The organism is Shewanella waksmanii (assembly GCF_043643685.1).
Taxonomy (GTDB): domain Bacteria; phylum Pseudomonadota; class Gammaproteobacteria; order Enterobacterales; family Shewanellaceae; genus Shewanella; species Shewanella waksmanii_A.
The window spans coordinates 1-18,525 of the sequence record NZ_JBHZSN010000023.1 but is presented as its reverse complement, the minus strand read 5'-3'; the positions used below and the strand labels follow the sequence as shown (position 1 = coordinate 18,525).

Annotated in this window: 17 protein-coding genes; 8 read left to right on the top strand and 9 right to left on the bottom strand. The window is 45.2% G+C overall.

Going from position 1 to position 18,525, the window contains the following annotated elements:
• Positions 1-86 precede the first annotated feature (86 nt).
• From ACHUFW_RS21110 to ACHUFW_RS21090, 5 genes are all read left to right on the top strand, one after another.
• A complete protein-coding gene (locus ACHUFW_RS21110) occupies positions 87-1,229 on the top strand; it encodes an HDOD domain-containing protein (protein WP_394205884.1) in 1,143 nt (380 codons plus the stop codon).
• Between the two features lie 397 nt (positions 1,230-1,626).
• Positions 1,627-2,844 (top strand): aspartate aminotransferase family protein, encoded by a 1,218-nt coding sequence (locus ACHUFW_RS21105; RefSeq protein WP_394205882.1) that lies wholly within the window; start codon positions 1,627-1,629, stop codon positions 2,842-2,844.
• A 109-nt stretch (positions 2,845-2,953) separates the two neighbouring features.
• Positions 2,954-3,973, top strand: a complete 1,020-nt coding sequence (gene astA / locus ACHUFW_RS21100) for an arginine N-succinyltransferase (protein ID WP_394205881.1) — start codon at positions 2,954-2,956, stop codon at positions 3,971-3,973.
• 8 nt (positions 3,974-3,981) lie between these two features.
• Positions 3,982-5,442: a succinylglutamate-semialdehyde dehydrogenase gene (astD, locus tag ACHUFW_RS21095; RefSeq protein ID WP_394205879.1), complete on the top strand. Its 1,461-nt coding sequence runs from the start codon at positions 3,982-3,984 to the stop codon at positions 5,440-5,442.
• A gap of 136 nt (positions 5,443-5,578) precedes the next feature.
• Positions 5,579-6,376, top strand: a complete 798-nt coding sequence (locus tag ACHUFW_RS21090) for a DUF1338 domain-containing protein (protein WP_394205877.1) — start codon at positions 5,579-5,581, stop codon at positions 6,374-6,376.
• Between the two features lie 42 nt (positions 6,377-6,418).
• On the opposite strand, the gene ACHUFW_RS21085 is transcribed toward ACHUFW_RS21090, so the two are convergent.
• From ACHUFW_RS21085 to crp, 4 genes are all read right to left on the bottom strand, one after another.
• Positions 6,419-7,747: an ATP-binding protein gene (locus tag ACHUFW_RS21085; protein ID WP_394205875.1), complete on the bottom strand. Its 1,329-nt coding sequence runs from the start codon at positions 7,745-7,747 to the stop codon at positions 6,419-6,421.
• 2 nt (positions 7,748-7,749) lie between these two features.
• Positions 7,750-8,424, bottom strand: a complete 675-nt coding sequence (locus ACHUFW_RS21080) for a response regulator transcription factor (protein WP_394205873.1) — start codon at positions 8,422-8,424, stop codon at positions 7,750-7,752.
• A 202-nt stretch (positions 8,425-8,626) separates the two neighbouring features.
• A complete protein-coding gene (locus tag ACHUFW_RS21075; protein WP_394205871.1) occupies positions 8,627-8,962 on the bottom strand; it encodes a PepSY domain-containing protein in 336 nt (111 codons plus the stop codon).
• Between the two features lie 84 nt (positions 8,963-9,046).
• Positions 9,047-9,682, bottom strand: a complete 636-nt coding sequence (gene crp, locus ACHUFW_RS21070) for a cAMP-activated global transcriptional regulator CRP (RefSeq protein ID WP_011864391.1) — start codon at positions 9,680-9,682, stop codon at positions 9,047-9,049.
• 453 nt (positions 9,683-10,135) lie between these two features.
• Here crp and ACHUFW_RS21065 point away from each other — a divergent pair, with 453 nt between their 5' ends.
• Positions 10,136-10,894, top strand: a complete 759-nt coding sequence (locus ACHUFW_RS21065; RefSeq protein ID WP_394205910.1) for a tetratricopeptide repeat protein — start codon at positions 10,136-10,138, stop codon at positions 10,892-10,894.
• Between the two features lie 632 nt (positions 10,895-11,526).
• Here the strand turns inward: ACHUFW_RS21065 and ACHUFW_RS21060 are convergent.
• The 3 genes from ACHUFW_RS21060 to ACHUFW_RS21050 all read right to left on the bottom strand — a co-directional run bounded on the left by ACHUFW_RS21060 (position 11,527) and on the right by ACHUFW_RS21050 (position 13,946).
• Complete coding sequence (locus tag ACHUFW_RS21060) at positions 11,527-12,414, bottom strand: phosphoribulokinase (RefSeq protein ID WP_028774566.1); 888 nt, start codon at positions 12,412-12,414, stop codon at positions 11,527-11,529.
• A 310-nt stretch (positions 12,415-12,724) separates the two neighbouring features.
• On the bottom strand, positions 12,725-12,964 hold the full coding sequence (locus ACHUFW_RS21055; protein WP_394205869.1) for a YheU family protein: 240 nt from the start codon (positions 12,962-12,964) through the stop codon (positions 12,725-12,727).
• Positions 12,948-13,946: a hydrolase gene (locus ACHUFW_RS21050; protein ID WP_394205867.1), complete on the bottom strand. Its 999-nt coding sequence runs from the start codon at positions 13,944-13,946 to the stop codon at positions 12,948-12,950. The genes ACHUFW_RS21055 and ACHUFW_RS21050 overlap by 17 nt, the downstream gene beginning before the upstream one ends.
• Positions 13,947-14,159: 213 nt before the next feature.
• Here ACHUFW_RS21050 and ACHUFW_RS21045 point away from each other — a divergent pair, with 213 nt between their 5' ends.
• Together ACHUFW_RS21045 and ACHUFW_RS21040 are read left to right on the top strand one after the other, a co-directional pair.
• Positions 14,160-14,669 carry a twin-arginine translocation signal domain-containing protein gene (locus ACHUFW_RS21045; RefSeq protein WP_394205865.1) on the top strand — a complete coding sequence of 170 codons (510 nt, stop codon included), beginning with the start codon at positions 14,160-14,162 and terminating at the stop codon, positions 14,667-14,669.
• 55 nt (positions 14,670-14,724) lie between these two features.
• Positions 14,725-16,314: a GMC family oxidoreductase N-terminal domain-containing protein gene (locus ACHUFW_RS21040; protein ID WP_394205864.1), complete on the top strand. Its 1,590-nt coding sequence runs from the start codon at positions 14,725-14,727 to the stop codon at positions 16,312-16,314.
• A 215-nt stretch (positions 16,315-16,529) separates the two neighbouring features.
• Here the strand turns inward: ACHUFW_RS21040 and ACHUFW_RS21035 are convergent, their stop codons facing one another.
• On the bottom strand, positions 16,530-16,694 hold the full coding sequence (locus tag ACHUFW_RS21035; RefSeq protein ID WP_394205862.1) for a hypothetical protein: 165 nt from the start codon (positions 16,692-16,694) through the stop codon (positions 16,530-16,532).
• A 214-nt stretch (positions 16,695-16,908) separates the two neighbouring features.
• Positions 16,909-17,874, bottom strand: a complete 966-nt coding sequence (locus ACHUFW_RS21030; RefSeq protein ID WP_394205861.1) for an alpha/beta fold hydrolase — start codon at positions 17,872-17,874, stop codon at positions 16,909-16,911.
• Between the last annotated feature and the right edge of the window lie 651 nt (positions 17,875-18,525).

The window sequence follows — 18,525 nt, the reverse complement described above, 5'->3', positions numbered from 1 at the left end:
GCTCGAGTTAATTAGTCGGCAAACGTTAATTCCGTAGGCTTATGTGCTAAATTAACCATATAGAGGAATCGTAAGGGAATTTTTAAGTGGCAATATCTGTTGCTGGCGGTGTTAGGCCAGGAAAGATTATTGAAATTGAACATAGGTTGCTAAAGCAATTGATAGTCGGCAAGCAGAAGTCGTCTTCCATGTTCGATGAAATTGATAAGGAATTAGAAGGTGATGCTCATAAACTTGATATAGAGCGTCAGGCCGTAATGGCAAGGTTGGCGAAACAGATAGAGGCACGTAAGGTATTTGAAGCTGTTTCTGCTCAACTAGTTAATACAGTGACCAGTGCACTTGATAATAAATTAGCCACGCCAGATGGCTTGCTAGCAAGCTCCGGGATTAATTTATCCCAGCTGACATTATTTGAATTGCTTAATAGTGATTCGCTTAACATCAATCGCATCCAACCGTTAATCACCGATTTACCTTGGTTAGCCCGCGATCTCACCAATCTCGTTAATAGCCCAGCTTTTCGTCTTAAGCGCTCCCATCGCTCAGAAGTGAAAGTGACCGACATTAAATTGGTGCTGAATTTTATTGGTGTCGACAATTTGCGTACTGTCATTCCCTATTACTGTCTGCGTAATTGGCTACCGTCGGGTCATGCTCATTTGTTGTGGACTACCCGTAAATTATGGCGTTATGCCATGATAACCGGTGTAGCAGCTAAGGCATTGGCAGAGCTTCATGAAGCCGATAAGGCCTTTATTTATACCAGTGCACTGTTGAGTATGCTGGGCACATCGGTGGTGCTCAATAATGGTGCTAATGTCTATGAAGACACTTGGGGTAATTGGCTGAGGGAGGCCAGTGGTAGTCGAGACAAAGAGCTTCATGACGCGGTGTTAGCGACTGAATTTCCTGCTGAAAATATCTATCAGTTGGTGTTAACTCATGGCAATAAGCTCAATTGGCAACTACTCGAGTTATTGGACTTTGCGGCGAGTCCGCTGGCTCAAGTCCAAACGGAGCTTGATAATAACCTGAGTTTTGCCGATTTATCGGTACAGGCTAAGCTCGTTGCTAAAGCAAGTTGCTTTGCCAAAATCTTGATGCTGGAAGAAATGCGGCAACTGGATCAGAAAGAGCGACGTCTATTGCTAGAATACTATGAAATTAATGAACAAGAAGTCATTCGGTTAAAGGCACAAAACTACCGTAAACTAGAGCTTTACTAGGATGGAAGATTCAGCATAGTCGAGCACTATGCTGAAAAGCTGTGTTATTTTTCAGCAATTTTCAATTTTATCGTGCTTTTGCTGCAATAATTCCTCACTACCTATGCATATTCTATGCATTTTTAATGAAAAAAGACGCTAGTAACTTTTTTTATGACTATTTATTCCCTAAACCCCCGTTATAAACGCTTGTATAACACTAAAGTGCAAATCTTTATGCAGTTAACCTGCGAAGTCGATCAGAGTTGACTGCAAGAAACTGGTATTTTGATCACATTTTAGTTATTAATGTCAGTTAACCGATATAAACAACCGTCGTTATCACAGACAAACTTGCTGGTACAAGGCGGGAATACTGGCTTTTAACGCCAATGTTAATAATGAAAGGATGAAAGGTATGAGCGTGAACAATAACCTAACTAGAGCCCAATTTGATGAAGTCATGGTGCCTAATTATGCGCCTTCGGCTGTCATTCCAGTTCGTGGTGAAGGTAGCCGCGTTTGGGATCAGGAAGGGAAAGAGTTTATCGATTTTGCCGGTGGTATTGCCGTGAACTGTCTCGGACATTGTCATCCAGCGTTAACCGCAGCGTTAGCTGAGCAAGGTAACAAACTTTGGCACCTGTCTAATGTGATGACTAACGAACCAGCCCTTGAGCTTGCAACTAAACTAGTTAATGCAACTTTTGCTGATAAAGTTTATTTTGCCAACTCTGGCGCAGAAGCAAATGAAGCGGCACTGAAATTGGCACGCCGCTATGCGCTAGATAAGTTTGGTGCTGAAAAAGATCAAATTATTGCTTTTGACAAAGCTTTCCACGGTCGTACATTCTTCACCGTTAGCGTAGGTGGTCAAGCTGCCTATTCAGATGGTTTTGGTCCAAAGCCGCAAAGTATCACTCACATTCCATTTAATGATATCAGCGCACTAGAAGCGACAATTTCTGATAAGACTTGTGCAATTATGCTTGAGCCGCTTCAAGGTGAGGGTGGCATTATTGATGCTGATCCTGCGTTCTTAAAAGCAATCCGTGAGCTAGCTGATAAGCACAACGCACTGGTTATTTTTGATGAAGTTCAAACTGGTGTTGGTCGTCTAGGTGAGCTGTATGCTTATATGCGCACTGAAGTGGTACCAGATATTTTAACAACGGCTAAGGCGTTAGGCGGTGGTTTCCCGATTGCTGCAATGCTAACAACGACTGAGATTGCTGCTCATCTTAAGATTGGTACCCATGGTTCTACTTATGGCGGTAACCCATTAGCTTGCGCTATTGGTAATGCTGTTCTTGACGTAGTTAACACCCCAGAAGTGTTAGAAGGCGTGAAAAAGCGCGAGCAGTTATTGCGCGACGGTTTAAATGCGATTAACGCGAAATACAACGTATTTAGTGAAGTACGTGGTCAAGGCCTATTGATTGGTGGCGTGATGAACGATGCATACCAAGGCCGCGCCAAAGAGTTTTTAGTGGCAGCAGTAAATGAAGGTTTGATGACCTTAGTTGCTGGCGCAAACGTAGTTCGTTTTACACCTTCACTGGTGATCCCTGAAGCTGATATTGCTGAAGGTTTGGCTCGATTTGAGCGTGCAGTAGCGAAAGTTGTTGCAGGCTAAATGATATTAAAGCGCAGCGAGACTGCGCTTTTTTATGTCATTTCTTGTAAGCGGTTTCTGGTTAATCGATTTGAGATTAGCCGACCGCTTACTTTGAGGAGAGTCTAAAATGTTAATTATACGTCCCATTCGTGCAACTGACTTTGATGCTCTGTATCAGATTGCAGAAGAGTCTGGCCATGGGTTTACCTCTTTACCCGTCAACGAAGAGCTGTTGAGAAATAAAATTGCTCGTGTTGAAGCTTCTTTTAGTAAAGACGTCGAAAAGCCATTTGATGAAGGCTATTTGATGGTGCTTGAAGATACTGAGACCCAAGAGGTGGTAGGTACTTGTGGTTTAGAAGCAGCAGTGGGTATGGAAGACGCTTTCTATCATTATCGCCTCGGCACCGAAGTTTATCATTCTGAGCAAATCGATGTACGCAACGAGGTCGAAACACTGACCTTGTGCCATGACTATACTGGCGCTGCTGAGCTTTGTACCTTGTTTTTACGCGAGTCATACCGCAAAAACAACAATGGCCGCATGTTATCGAGAAGCCGATTCCTGTTCTTAGCCCAACATGCACAAAGGTTTGGCCAAACGGTAATCGCTGAGATGCGTGGTGAAAGTGATGCTGACGGCAACTCGCCATTTTATGGCTGGTTACAAAAACATTTTCTTGGTATCGATTTCGTGCAGGCAGATTACCTTTCAGGTCTAGGCCAAAAGGCATTTATGGCTGAAATGATGCCGAAAAATGCTGTTTATGTGTGTCTACTGCCAGAAGAAGCGCAAAAGGTCATTGGTGAGGTTCATGCCAATACGCGTCCAGCGTTAAACCTACTGCAAGCTGAAGGTTTCCGCTGCCGAGGTTATGTGGATATTTTTGATGGCGGCCCTACGGTGGAATGTCAGTTACAAGACATTCGTTCCGTGCGTGAAAGTCGTCTGTTGACTGTCACTATTGGTGATACCGATGAACAAGGCAGTAAATTTATTATTTCAAATACCCAATTAGCGAATTATCGTGCCACATCTGCGAGGCTGAATGTCTCTGAAGACAATGACAATGTGACCATCTCACCTGAGCTAGCCCATGGATTAATGGTGCAGGACGGTGAACAGATTCGTGTTTTGGCTATGTAGGAAAAATCATGACTCAATTTATTAATGGCCAGTGGGTTGAAGGCCTTGGTCACGATGTGACTTCAACAAACCCAGCAAACCAACAACAGATTTGGCAAGGCAAAACGGCCACGCCAGAGCAAGTGGCTAGTGCAGTTAATGCAGCGCGCGATGCGCAGTTTGATTGGTTTATGTTAGGTCTAGAAGCTCGCATCGCAATTATCGAAGCCTATCGCGCTGAACTTGAGGCTAATAAAGCTGAAATCGCTGAAGTGATAGCCCAAGAAACCGGTAAACCACAGTGGGAAACAGCGACAGAAGCAGGTGCGATGATTGGCAAGGTGGGTTTGTCTATTGCTGCATACAACAAACGCACAGGCACAACTGAAAACGACACGCCAGCGGGACGTGCCGTATTGCGCCATAAGCCTCACGGTGTCGTGGCCGTATTTGGCCCTTACAACTTCCCAGGCCATCTACCAAACGGTCATATTGTACCGGCATTGATTGCGGGCAATACTGTGGTATTTAAACCATCAGAACTGACGCCTAAAACTGCCGAGTTGATGGTTAAGTTATGGGAAAAAGCGGGATTACCTGCTGGTATCATTAATTTGGTCCAAGGTGAGGTTGAAACGGGTAAAGCACTGGCTGCTCATCCGCAAATCGATGGCTTGTTCTTTACTGGTAGCTCTCGTACTGGTCATATTTTACATCAGCAATACGCGGGTGACCCAGGTAAGATCCTTGCCTTAGAAATGGGTGGCAACAATCCACTCATTATTAAAGGTGTTAGCGACACTAAAGCTGCTGTGCACGATATTATTCAGTCTGCGTATATTTCAGCTGGACAACGTTGTACCTGTGCTCGTCGACTATACGTCGAAAAAGGGGCTGAAGGTGATGCACTTATCGCACAACTGGTCGACGCAATAAAGCAAATTAAAGTCGCGCCATGGGATGCGCAACCACAGCCGTTTATGGGAGCAATGATTTCAGAAGCCGCGGCAAAAGGCATGGTTGAAGCACAGCGCAACCTTGTTAACTTAGGTGGCGATATCTTAGTTGAGTTACAGCATTTGCAAGAGGGCACGGGTCTAGTGTCTCCTGGGTTAATTGAAGTCTCTCAAGTCATCGAACTTCCTGATGAAGAGTACTTCGGCCCATTACTACAAGTGGTGCGTTATAACGACTTTGATGAAGCCATTAAACTGGCGAACAACACCCGTTATGGATTATCTGCCGGTATCTTGGCCGACAGCCGTGAAGACTATGATTACTTCTTAGCACGTATTCGTGCCGGTATTGTCAATTGGAACAAGCAGATAACCGGTGCTTCAGGTGCTGCGCCGTTTGGTGGTGTTGGTGCTTCAGGTAACCATAGAGCAAGCGCTTATTATGCAGCTGATTACTGTGCGTATCCGGTCGCTTCAGTAGAGGCTGACTCGGTTGCACTGCCAGCTAACCTGAGTCCAGGTCTGACGATTTAAAGATTGAAGTTGGGGAAATCATTGCAATGGTTTCCCTTTTTTGTACAGAGTGCTATTAAGCTCAAGCTGTACTTATATCGTGATAATGATAACAGCCGCCAGCATACTGGCACACGATGCCGTTAAGGAAAAATTGATGCACACAGATATTAACAAGCTATTTGAATCACTATGGAATGATTACGTTGAAATGACACCGTCAGCAGGGAAAGTGCATCAGTTACTTTCTCGTGGTGAGCAGATTATCAATGACCATATCGCACTACGTACCTTTAACCTCGCTAAAGTCAATTTAGATGTGCTTGCTGCACATTTTGAGTCGCTAGGTTATGTGGCCTGCGGCGATTACAACTTTGAGGCTAAAAAGCTAAAAGCTAAACATTTTGAGCACCCAGATATCACGCAGCCAAAAGTGTTTATTTCTGAGTTATTGGTAGAAGAATTTAGCCCGCAGTTGCAAGCCACTGTGAAAGGCTTGATAGAGCAAGTAGATAGCGCTGCGACCACAGCAGATGACTTTCTCTATTCAGGTCGCCATTGGCAATTAGATTTTGACACTTATCAAAGCCTACTTGCCGAGAGCGAATATGCTGCATGGGTTGCTGCGTTTGGTTATCGTGCTAACCACTTTACGGTATCGATTAACCACCTGCCAGGATATAACACCATACTTGAAGTCAACGATACCCTTAAAGCGGGTGACTTTGTGCTAAATAGTGCCGGCGGTGAAGTGAAAGGCTCTAAAGAGGTATTATTAGAGCAGTCTTCAACCATGGCTGATAAGATTGAAGTGGCCTTTAGTGACATTAGCAAAGAGATCCCAAGCTGTTTTTATGAGTTCGCACTACGTTACCCTAAAGCGGATGGCGAGCTATACACAGGCTTTGTTGCCGCATCTGCTGATAAGATATTTGAAAGCACCAATGCTAACTAAGATGTGTTATTAATAAGCAAGCCAGCGTATCGCTGGCTTTTTTTATGCTTTGAAGGTTAACGAGACGCAAAGTCCGCCTAATTCGAGACTGTGCTCAAAGCGCAAACTTATTTGATATTGCTCGGCGATATCTTTCACAATCGATAGCCCAAGGCCATGGCCCATCGTGTCTTCGTCTAAACGTTTGCCACGGTTGGTTAGCAGCGCTAATTCATGAGTTTCAACACCCGGCCCGTCATCTTCGATGGTGACCGTCAGCCCTTGTTGGTCGGTGATCACCACCCTCACTTGGCTGTTGGCCCATTTGTGGGCATTATCGAGCAAGTTGCCGATAAGCTCCATGCCGTCCTCGCGGTGAATAGGCAAACGCGATACGTCCTCTGGGACGCTAATTTGGCAGTTAATCGCTTTATGATGGTGCACTTTAGCTAAGGTCTGACAAAGGTCCTGTAGATCCTTAGGGACTTGCATTTGCGCCGCAGGCAGCATATCACCGGTGATCCGGGCAGCAGCGAGTTTTCGCTCAATCATTTTATGAATATGATCTAACTGTTTTTGCATGGCGATAGCCGCATCAGGATCTTTTAGCCCTAAGGCCTCAACCTGCTGCTGCATAACCGCTAATGGCGTTTTCAGTCCGTGGCTTAGGTTACCAAGGTTATTGCGGCTGCGTTCAATCTGCTTGCTTGAATACACCAGCAAATCATTATAAGTCGTCGCTAAGGGCTGTAATTCTTGTGGAATTTTATCGACATCTAAAGAGCTAATTTCACCTTCGCGTAGCTTATTGAGTACCAACTGCATCTCGTTCACAGGTTTGAATGACTGTCTAAGCACCAGAATAATCCCGGTGATCATCGCCAGCAATAGCGCTAAGTTGATACCAAGTTTCGTTCCGTAGATTTGACTAAAGACTTTACGGCCAATACTTAAATCCTGCGCAACGGTAATGGTCGCAGGTAGCGATAGGGTATCGGCACTTAATCCCAAAGAGAGTAATTGGATGTCGTGATTTTGTGGCCCTTTGGTTTGCCAAACCCGGGTTTCACCAGCGTTAAGGGTTTTAACCTCTAAGCGCTGATCCCATAAGGAGCGGGAGCGTAGCTCTTTACCGACAATATTGAGCTGGAAATAACGCCCAGAATAGACGGGGTTATAGAAGCTTGATAATTCACTTTGGTCAATATAGATCTCGCCGTTTTCATACTCTACGGCCAGTAAAACTTGTTCTAAATCTTCTTCTAAGCGATCGATAATTGAATCATGAAACGCTTGGCGTAGCATGGTTTCAAATAAAACCAGCCCACCTAAGGTCGCAATGATGACTAAGCCTGTGAGCCACAGGCTTAGCTTGCTGCGAATTGAAATCATGCTTACTTATGGAGTCCGTGGAAGATATAACCTTGGCCTCGGCGGGTTTCAATGGCAGTTTTACCTAGCTTTTTACGTAGGTGAGTGACATAGACTTCTACGACGTTACTCTCTTTCTCATCGTCAAACTGATACAGCTTGTCAGTGAGCTGCGCTTTTGAAAGTAGCTTTTTAGGCGACATCAAAAAGATTTTTAGTAGACGAAACTCCATCGCCGTCAGTTCAAAGATGGTGTCATTGACCTGCACGCTTTGCTGGTTCTCATCGAGTGTGACACCCTCAAAGCTTAGCTCTTTACTTGGCGTGTTGGCTTTACCATGAGCTCGGTGAATCAGCGCATGAATGCGCACTAATAGCTCTTGGGTATGGAAAGGCTTGCCTAGGTAATCGTCTGCACCAGCATTAAAGCCTTCAACTTTTTCATGCCACTGGCTACGTGCTGTTAGCATGATAACCGGCGTGTTAATGCCTTGGTTACGCCATGATTCTAGCAGTTCTAATCCATTGCCATCAGGTAAGCCAATGTCGAGGATGACGCAGTCATAATTGGTCTCCTTGATCAAATAGTCTGCTTCGGTCGCCTTGTCCGTGACATCGGTAACATAACCGGCTTGCTTTAACTGTTTTTCTAACTCTTCAACTAGCAGGGTATTATCTTCAACGAGCAGTAATTTCATATTACCTTTTCACCTTTGCGTCAATGCGTTATCTAAGTTTAGTCGGCCTGTTAGTTTAACGTCTGCCAAGCTCAGCATGTTATGTCGAGCGGAAGATGTCAAATACTAGGGCAATGCGAGCTGTATTATACCTGTTTAATGGTCAATAGGGCAGGGGGGGATGTTAAACCGCTATTTTAGATAACATGTTTTGTGACTGGTATTAGTCCGGCGGACGGCAGTTCTTTGGTAGCTTGCTGTTAGGTTGCAGCTCCCCTGTTGAAGCATCAACAATGATGGCGGCGCGGCTACCCCGCTTGGGCTTTATTTTAAGCTCATAAACCCAATGGCCTTGATATTGGAATAGGTTGGCGTCGAGCAGTTTTCCGGCGCAGAAATCTTGCACCTGAAACAGGGTAATATCTAAGGGTAAGATTTTGCCTTCACTGACAAGATCTTTCGCTTGATTGTGTTCAAGTTCGACTAACGAAGTGGCAAACGTCGTACTAGATACGCTGAGAAGCAGCGCTATCGAGTTACGTAAAGCTTTGTTTAGCACTAACGCTCTCCAATAAAAAAAAGTGGCCTGAGATTATCTCAGGCCACTTTATCGAAGATCTATTAAACCTAACTTAATGTTAACTTATCGGGTACCGTAAACCACGATTGTCTTACCGTGTGCTTGGATAAGGTTTTGTTCTTCAAGCATCTTTAGGATACGGCCCACCGTTTCGCGTGAACAACCAACAATCTGGCCAATCTCTTGGCGGGTGATCTTGATTTGCATACCGTCAGGGTGAGTCATCGCATCAGGCTGCTTAGCTAGGTGCAATAAAGTTTGTGCAATACGGCCTGCAACGTCTAGGAAAGCTAAATCACCCACTTTCTGGCTGGTGCTTTGTAGACGATACGCCATTTGCGACGATAGCTTCATCAAGATTTCTGGGTTTACTTGGATTAGCTGCTTAAACTTTTTGTAAGAAATTTCTGCAATTTCACACGCTTGTTTAGCACGTACCCAAGCTGTACGCTCAGCTTGCTCTTCAAACAGACCAAGCTCACCGATGAAGTCACCTTGGTTAAGGTAAGACAAGATCATTTCCTTGCCTTCTTCATCTTTGATCAATACAGCCACAGAGCCTTTGACGATGTAATAAAGGGTGTCTGAGTCTTCACCAGCGTGGATCAACGTGCTTTTGGCTGGATACTTGTGAATGTGACAGTGTGATAAAAACCATTCCAAGGTTGGATCCGGTTTCGGCTTACCAATCAGAGCCATGCCTGTGTTCCTCGACAATTTAATTAAAATACAAGAATATGCTAAATAAGCAGTTTACGTCAATTAGGCCTTGAAAAACTTGATAGAAGTCTGATTCTCGGGAGCTAGGTAACGTAAATCGCTAATATGATGGTTGGATATTTTGATACATTAGCAATATATGTCAACCAATACCGACTAAATGCATAATTATTACAGAAACTCTGTAGGTCAAATCACATTCGTCGCAATTGTTAGCTTAGCCTAAATGGCAAAAATTTATTGTTCTTTACAATCTTGAGTGTATTTTTCTCGACTTTGCTATGCCATTCTTGGTACGGTGCAAGGAGTCGTGGTAGTGCTAACACGATTTACACACACTGACAAAATTGAATGAATAAGCAAAAACGTGTGTTGCACCAAGGTAAATAGATAGGTTGGGAGATAAGTATTGTGAATTGTCGTTCTTTAATCATGAGCTTAAGCTTAGTGTGCGGTATTGCCGCAACCAGCAGTGTACAAGCGTTTTCACTGCCGCAACCAGAAAACGAAGTTAAGGCCAGTAAACTGGCTCATATTGAGGTGCGCGCCAACCATGGTGACGCCGAAGCCGAATTTTTATTAGGTCTGATGTATTTGTCGGGCCGATTTGTGACAGCTGATAGAGACCTTGGCTTAGCGTGGATGCAGCGTGCTGCAGAGCAAGGTCATGAAAAAGCGCAGCAAACATTGGCTGACCTAACATTTGAAGGCAATATAGTTAGCCGAAACCTCGCCATGGCTGAGCGTTGGTATTTGTCGCTCAGTGAACAAGGCAGTAAGTGGGCAGAGTTTCGCTTAGGATTTATTTATGCTGCTGGTGGCAAAGGCGTTGAGCGTAATTGCGGTAAAGCCGTTGAGCGTTTCAATGCCGTAGGAGATGATGTGTCTCTAGGCAACGTTGCGTGGATATTAGCAACTTGCCCAGAAGCGGAATACCGCGATGGTAATAAAGCGGTGGAAATTGCCCAAAGCTTGGTGAAGCTTAATGAGCAAGACCCGACCAATCTAGATAACCTGGCTGCAGCCTATGCTGAATTAGGTGATTTCCAGTTGGCGGTGAAGACTCAGCAAAAAGCCATTGATGCACTTAAGCAGACCGCTGAGATTAACCGCTCTGATGAGTTTGAGGCACGTTTGCAAACTTATCAGGCTAAACAACCTTACCGCGAAGTGATCCCGCTTGGTGAGTAATCAGATAAAACAGGGTTTATCAGTTAATTATCCCGGTTAAGTCAAACATAACAAAAAGGAGCTTCGGCTCCTTTTTTGTAGCCTATGGCATAGCAAATGTCGCCTATGCCTAGGCAAGACGCTAATCATCTATCAGCCTGTCTAGCGAACCTGTTAGCTCGCAAAGCTTAGGTTGCCTTAGCAAAGTAATAAAAGCCAAGAAACAAGAGCCAAAACAGTAAGAGTCATAGCAACAAGAGCCAAAGAAGCTGTCAGCAACAAATAAACAAGTGATTGAGAGTCGTTTTAACAGAGATGAGAAACGTTGCGGTGAGGAGGTTATCGGGTAGTTAGCGAACTCAAGGAAACAAACAGATCAAGATGGGGGAATTCACTTCCAAGAGTAAGCTAACTTATCAGTCTTTCGCCTGAAATCCCGATGAAATGAAGTTTACGCTAACATACTTAAATGAAACTTAAGGTTAACTTAGTGATACTAAAGGAAATTGCAGATTTACCTTGCTGGTGATTCGCAATGCTTAGCAAAGCATAATTAATCCTAAGCTAAACCTTTGGTGGGCTTTATTTTATCTTATTTGAGCTGGCAAACAGCCAACGAGTGGCTGTCTATGTAAATGCGGGTTTGGTTAAGATTATTCGTTGTCTAAAGACAATAATTGTTGGCGTTTTTCCATGAGATCGCGAATCAAAGGTGTCAGAATTAATTCCATCGCCAGTGACATTTTGCCGCCGGGGACCACTAAGGTGTTAATGCGCGACATAAACGCGCCATCAATCATTTTTAAATAATAGGGAAAGTCGACATTGTTTATGCCGCGAAAGCGGATCACAACGAAACTTTCATCGAGGCTTGGTATGGTTTTAGCGCTAAAGGGGTTGGATGTATCGACCGTAGGGACTCGCTGAAAGTTAATATGGGTGCGAGAGAACTGCGGTGTCATGTGATTGATGTAATCATCCATGCTGCGCACAATCGAGCCCATGACTTTTTCGCGGCTATGACCACGGTCCGAGGTATCGCGGATAATTTTTTGAATCCACTCTAGGTTAACAATGGGTACCATGCCGATCAGTAAATCAACGTGCTGCGCCACATCATGATCGTCAGTCACTACACCACCATGTAGCCCTTCGTAATACAGCATATCGGTATTATCAGGTAGCGGCTGCCATTGGGTAAATGTGCCAGGCATTTGGTTGAAGGGGACAGCTTCATCAAAGGTGTGTAAATAGGCGCGCGTTTCCCCTTGGCCAGTGGCGCTGTAATCGGCAAAACACTTTGCTAGGCGCTCAAAATCATTGGCCTCAGGTCCAAAATAGCTAATGTTGCCGTTTTCGCTCTGAGCTTTACGGATCATTAGCTCCATTTCTGGGCGAGTGTAATGATGGAAGCTATCACCTTCAACCACAGCGGCATTAATGCCGAGTTGGCGAAATATATGACTAAATGCTGTGGTCGTTGTCGTGGTACCGGCTCCTGACGAGCCTGTCACAGCAATAATAGGATGTTTAGCTGACATGTGATTACCTAGGTCGCGCGATTTGCGTTTAAATACACCTTAATGGGCACTCATTGCGTATCAATGAACAGACAGTTATACGGCACACAGCTACGCGAGGTCAATGGATGGCGATGATATTGTTGAGGGCGTGTTGATTTTTGGTGGTTAAATTTTGTTCTAAATACAAGCGTTTTAATCGTAACGAGTGACGGGCGGCTAGTTGTCTGACGCCTAGCATGCTAAGCAAAATACCGCTCAACAAAAAGTAAAACGCTTGCAGCCGAACCCACAAACTGCTGCAAAAATCAGCTCGAAAGCTCAACACGCTCTAATTATTAACGGTATCCTTAAGCGGGCGAATCGCAATGGACTCGTCTTCCTCGCTGTATTCTACAACCAGTAACCCCTGCTGAAGTGCTTGCATACACTGACTGATTGCCAGCGTTAATGCCGACTCATCAAGATTTGAAAAACTGCCGTCTTCAAGTTGCGTCAGCAAATACTCTTTGATCATATTGTCTAAGGTGGCTTTGGGTAGCTGTTTTAGTGCATCAAATGGAACTAGCATGGCGCTTATACCTTAATTGCGAATAGAGAAAATCAACCACTCGAGGTTCGAGGTAGTATTGCGGTGACAAAGGTGTACCGCCATTGATAAAACCAACATGACCCCCGCGGGGGTGTAACTCATAAACGACAGAATCTGATAGTTGACTTTTGTTGGGAATCACTGCGTCATTCATAAAGGGATCATCGGCTGCATGAAGCACTAACGTCGGTTTAGCGATATGTTGCAGGTAAGGTAACCCGCTGGACTTATTGTAATAGTCCTCAACACCGTTAAAGCCATGTAGTGGCGCTGTGACTTGGTCATCAAATAGGTGGAAGGTGGTGAGTTGACTCACTTGAGTGGCTTGTACTGGCATTTGCGAGGCAAGCTTGGCATCGCTCAGTTTGTCATGGACCTTTTGTTGCAACTGCTTGATCAGGTGGCTTTGATACACGCGAGAAAATCCACTTTTAAGTCGCTCGGCGCAGGCCGCCAGTTGCAAGGGAGCCGATACCACAACACCGGCATCAATCAGGCTGTTGTGTTGCTGTTCACCAAGGTACTTGGTCAGCACATTACCGCCTAAGCTGTAGCCGACCGCTAAGATTGGGCTATCTGGATGAGCTTGTTTTAACTGGGCCAGCACTTGAGCGATGTCACCGGTATCGCCGCTGTGGTAACTACGAGCTAAGCGGTTGTTTTCTCCTGAGCAGTTGCGGTGATGATGCACCACCGCCGCCAAATTGCGCTGCTGGCATAGGCGAAGCATACGTCGAATGTAGTGAGAATCTGCACTGCCTTCCAGTCCGTGCAATAAAACCAATAGCGGCTGTGAGGGTTTCGGTGCGGCCAACCAATCTAAATCAATAAAGTCGCCATCATCTAGCTCTATCCGCTGACGTGTTAACTCTGGTCTGTCCACTTTAGTCAGTACCGGAAGAATCGTTTGTACATGAGGGCTCTTAGCCCACCAAGGTGGACTGAATGTTTCTGTGTTCATATCTTAGACTGTTGCTGAAAATTAAAACATGTGTTTAATTAATGGTTATTGTTATTAATATCAGGTTTATAGCCAACCGACGGCGTAGTCTTTATCAGCCCAGTTGTGCAATAACCTTTATGCTATCACAGTGTCTTCATTAAACGGGTAGTGTTATTTGGGTTACCTTAGTCACTGTTGTTATTTAAACCATACAGAGCTGGAGTTAAGCTTATGAAGCGTCGGACATTCTTAGCGACTGCCTTGGTTGGCACAGGCGCGTTGGCCCTTGGGGTCAATGTGTATTCACCGCCAGCGGTGAATATTAATCCTGCGCTAGATAACCCTCATAGGCTGTTATTTTCAGTGCTGTTGCCTGTGGTGTTAGATGGTGCATTTCCCACTGTAGAAGCGCATCGACTAGCAGCACAAACCCGCACCCTAGATGCGATTGAACAGACCATTGCGGTATTGCCAGATGATCAGCAACAAGAGCTGTTGCAGTTATTGGGCTTATTAGAGCAGCGCTTGGGGTTATTACTGCTCACCGGCAGTATGACACCCTTGATGATGCGTAGCCCACAAGAGTTAGTGCAGTTATTGCAGAGTTGGCGAGAGCACTTTTTAGACATGATGGTCACTGCCTACCAGGGTTTGCGAGATTTGATCATGGCCAGTTATTACAGTTGCCCTGAGCACTGGCATCATTTGCATTACGACAAACCTAAGTATTTTGAATCCTAATCATCAGATGATGACACAGGTTAGTTCACTTCATTTTAGTGGTTGGAGATAGCCCTTGAGTATTGAAGATCCCATTGAAACCGGTCTGGCTTCCGGTTGGCAGCATATTGATGGTAGCACCATAGTTGAATCACAAACCTTTGAGGTTGATGTTGTTATCGTTGGCAGTGGCGCCGGAGGCGGCGTGGCGGCAGAGATTTTAACCGCGGCTGGTTTATCGGTGATAATCATTGAAGCGGGGCCACTCAAGTCATCGAGTAGTTTTAATATGGAGGAGCGACAAGCTTACCCAAATCTCTATCAGCAAGCTGCCAGTATGAAAACCAAAGACAAAGCCATTGGTATTTTCCAAGGCCGAGCTGTTGGCGGCTCCACCACGGTTAACTGGACGACATCCATTCGCACCCCGAAGCCGGCGTTGGATTATTGGGCCAGCGACAAGCAGGTTAAAGGCTTGTCGCGTGCTGAGTTGGACCCATGGTTTGAGCAGATGGAACAACGCCTCAATATTGCCAAGTGGGCTTATGAACCCAATCGCAACAACATGGCATTAAAACAAGGCTGTGAGAAACTTGGTTGGGAATATACCGTTATTAAACGCAATGTCGCCGGATGCTGGAACACCGGCTACTGTGGCATGGGGTGCCCTGTTAATGCTAAGCAATCTATGTTGGTCACCACCATCCCAGCAGCACTCGATTCTGGCGCGACCTTGATGAGCCGAGTGAAGGTGATGCAACTACAGCATCAAGGTCAGCAAATCACTGGCCTTACCGCGCAAGCATTAGATGAATCACTCAAACCCACTGGCGCGACGGTAAACGTGGTGGCTAAACACTATTTGTTGAGCGCGGGGGCGATACACACACCGACCTTGTTAATGCGCTCGCAAACGGCAGACCCCTATAAGTTGTTAGGTAAAAGAACCTTCTTACATCCCACCTTGCTAAGTGGCGCGATCTTTAATGATCCGATTAATGGCCATGCAGGGGCGCCGCAGTCGATATACAGTGATGAGTTTGTTTGGCAGGATGATGCCGATGGCGAGTTAGGTTATAAGCTTGAAGTTCCACCAATACATCCGGTGTTAATCGCCTCTAAAACCTTAGGTTATGGGCAAAGTCATGCTGAGTTAATGGCTAAGTTCAACCAACTGCAAGTGACCATAGCACTAGTCCGTGACGGTTATCATGCTGACAGCCAAGGCGGACAGGTGCAGCTTAACGATAAAGGCTTTAGTTTGGATTATCCGTTGACGGATGCATTTTGGCGTGCAGCACGGCGAGCCTATGCCAGCATGGCGGAGCTGCAGTTTGCTGCAGGGGCGCAGCAAGTATTACCCATCACCGAAGGAGCGCCGTATTTGTCGTCTTGGCAACAAGCTAAAAAGGTAATAAGTGAATTAGATTTAGCCCCACTTAAAACCATTGTTGCGTCAGCTCATGTCATGGGCGGCTGTCCCATGGGTGAGGATGAGAAACTTGCGATGGTCAATAGTTATGGTGAGTCGCACTATTATGACAATTTGTCGGTCATGGATGGCTCTATCTTCCCAACTAGCTTAGGCGCTAATCCGCAATTATCGATTTATGGGATCACGGCGCGTAACGCCACTCATTTAGCGCAAAAGTTGCAGCCTAAATAATTTTGCTGGTGGCCAATAAAGCATGGAGTTCTGACATATAGGTTTATTTATCGCTTGATAGGGGGAGTGTGTTTTCGATACCCTCAGCCGCATCTGCACTGGGTCAATAGTCTCTTCGATTTGGTCTTATTGGTATGACTTAACTGGTATGGCTTAGGTAATTTTTATCGCTTGAATGGGTAGTGTGGATTCGCTTCCAACCGGGTGTTGGGTCATCATTTTGCTGATGACTGATGACTGATGACTGATGACTGATGACTGATGACTGATGACTGATGACTGATGACTGATGACTGATGTTTCGCCTCCAGCGGGGTGTGTGCAGATGCTTTTTCGGGACGCTTCGAGCACATCCATGTGCGCTCGACGGTGGCATCCATGCCACCAACGCCCTCAGCCGCATCTACACGTGGTTAATTGTCTCTTCGATTTGGCTTTATTGGTATGATTTGGGTATTCAGAAGTAAAATCGTTATTGGACAGAAATGCGTTAGATAAAGGCTTCTAAAGCCGAGTCGTGGGATGAGGAAATATGGTACTCAAATAGAGTTTACCCTGACCCCACATATCTAACTTTAACTCGTCCAAGGGAATTTAACTGTGTTTTCTGAAAAACTCGAGAACCGAGCGATTAAATGTTTCAGGCTGTTCCCACTGGACAGCGTGTCCTGCTTCTGGAACCACAAGTGTCTCGCTATGGGGGAGTTCTCGAGCGGCAGCTCGCATCATAGAAGGCGGTTGATATAAATCAGCCCCACCTGCAATAAAAAAAGTAGGAACATTAGCAGCTCTAATTTTTTCCCATGTAATATTACTTTTCGCTTTTTGGCCGTGTCTTACCCCGTCACCTTTAGACTTTTTTTCCATTTCAATCCACTCTTTAACCCCCTCTGGGTGTGCCCAGCGATAGGAAGGACCAAGTTCTTTAAACTCAGGGGGTAAATCACCAAAGCTCTTTGGAAGAATGAAGTCTAATCGTTCATCGATATTTTTATCCCATAAACCGAACAGGCTGCAGACAATAGTCATACTAAGTAGCTTTTCGGGGTAAGAAACCACATAATCTGAAACGGCAAAACCTCCCGCTGCCAGGCCTAAAATATGGAATTTGTCTACACCTAAATGCTCAACTAAAGCATTTAGATCATCAGCATAGTTGCCGGTATCTTCTTTTGAACCTGCTGGTGAACCATAATAACCGCGTCTTGAATATGCAATTGTTCTAAACCCTGCTTTTGCAAAAACAGGTTGTTGATAAGGCCAAGTTAATGCGCTACCTCTACCGGGATGAGAAAGTACAACTGCGGGGCCATTACCACCTGTATCCCAGTAGTACAGGCCAGCACCGCCAGAGAGTGGTAAAACACCTTCAGATGCTGGAACTTGTTTCGGAGTGGGTAAGTAATCGGGTTCAATTTTGCTCGAATTAAGATTAGTGCTTTGTGTCTTTGCCTGAACATTGCCTACGATGCCACTCGTCGCGAAAATGCCTGCCATTGCAGTGGCTTTTTTTAGCATATCTCTGCGACTGCCGCTGATTTTCTCTAATTGTTTTTTCATTCTGCTTCCCTGAATACAAACTCAACCATATTTCTTAATATGATAATTTCCCTTTAAAAAAGACAAGCTAGCCATTATCAATCAACAACATAGCAATATTGCTAGGCGCTATTCAAGGGCAACGTAATCAAACGCGCAAAACACTGCACGCGCAAAAAACACTGCCAGCCATTATTAATCAACCATTGTTGCGTCGGCCCATGTTATGTGTGGTTGTCCCATGGGCGAAGTTTACCCTTATCCCATATATCCACCTGCTTTCGCCTCCAGCGGGGTGGTGGGTCATCATTTTGCTGATGACTGATGACTGATGACTGATGACTGATGACTGATGACTGATGACTGATGACTGATGACTGATGACTGATGTTTCGCCTCCAGCGGGGTGTGTGCAGATGCTTTTTCGGGACGCTTTGAGCCATGTTTTCGATACCCTCAGCCGCATCTGCACTGGGTAACCTGTCTCTTCGATTTGGCTTTATTGGTGTAACTTAACTGGTTTGGCTTAGGCAATATTTATCGTTTGAATGGGTAGTGTGTATTCGCTTCCAGCGGGGTAGTGGGTCATCATTTTACTGATGACTGATGACTGATGACTGATGACTGATGACTGATGACTGATGACTGATGACTGATGACTGATGACTGATG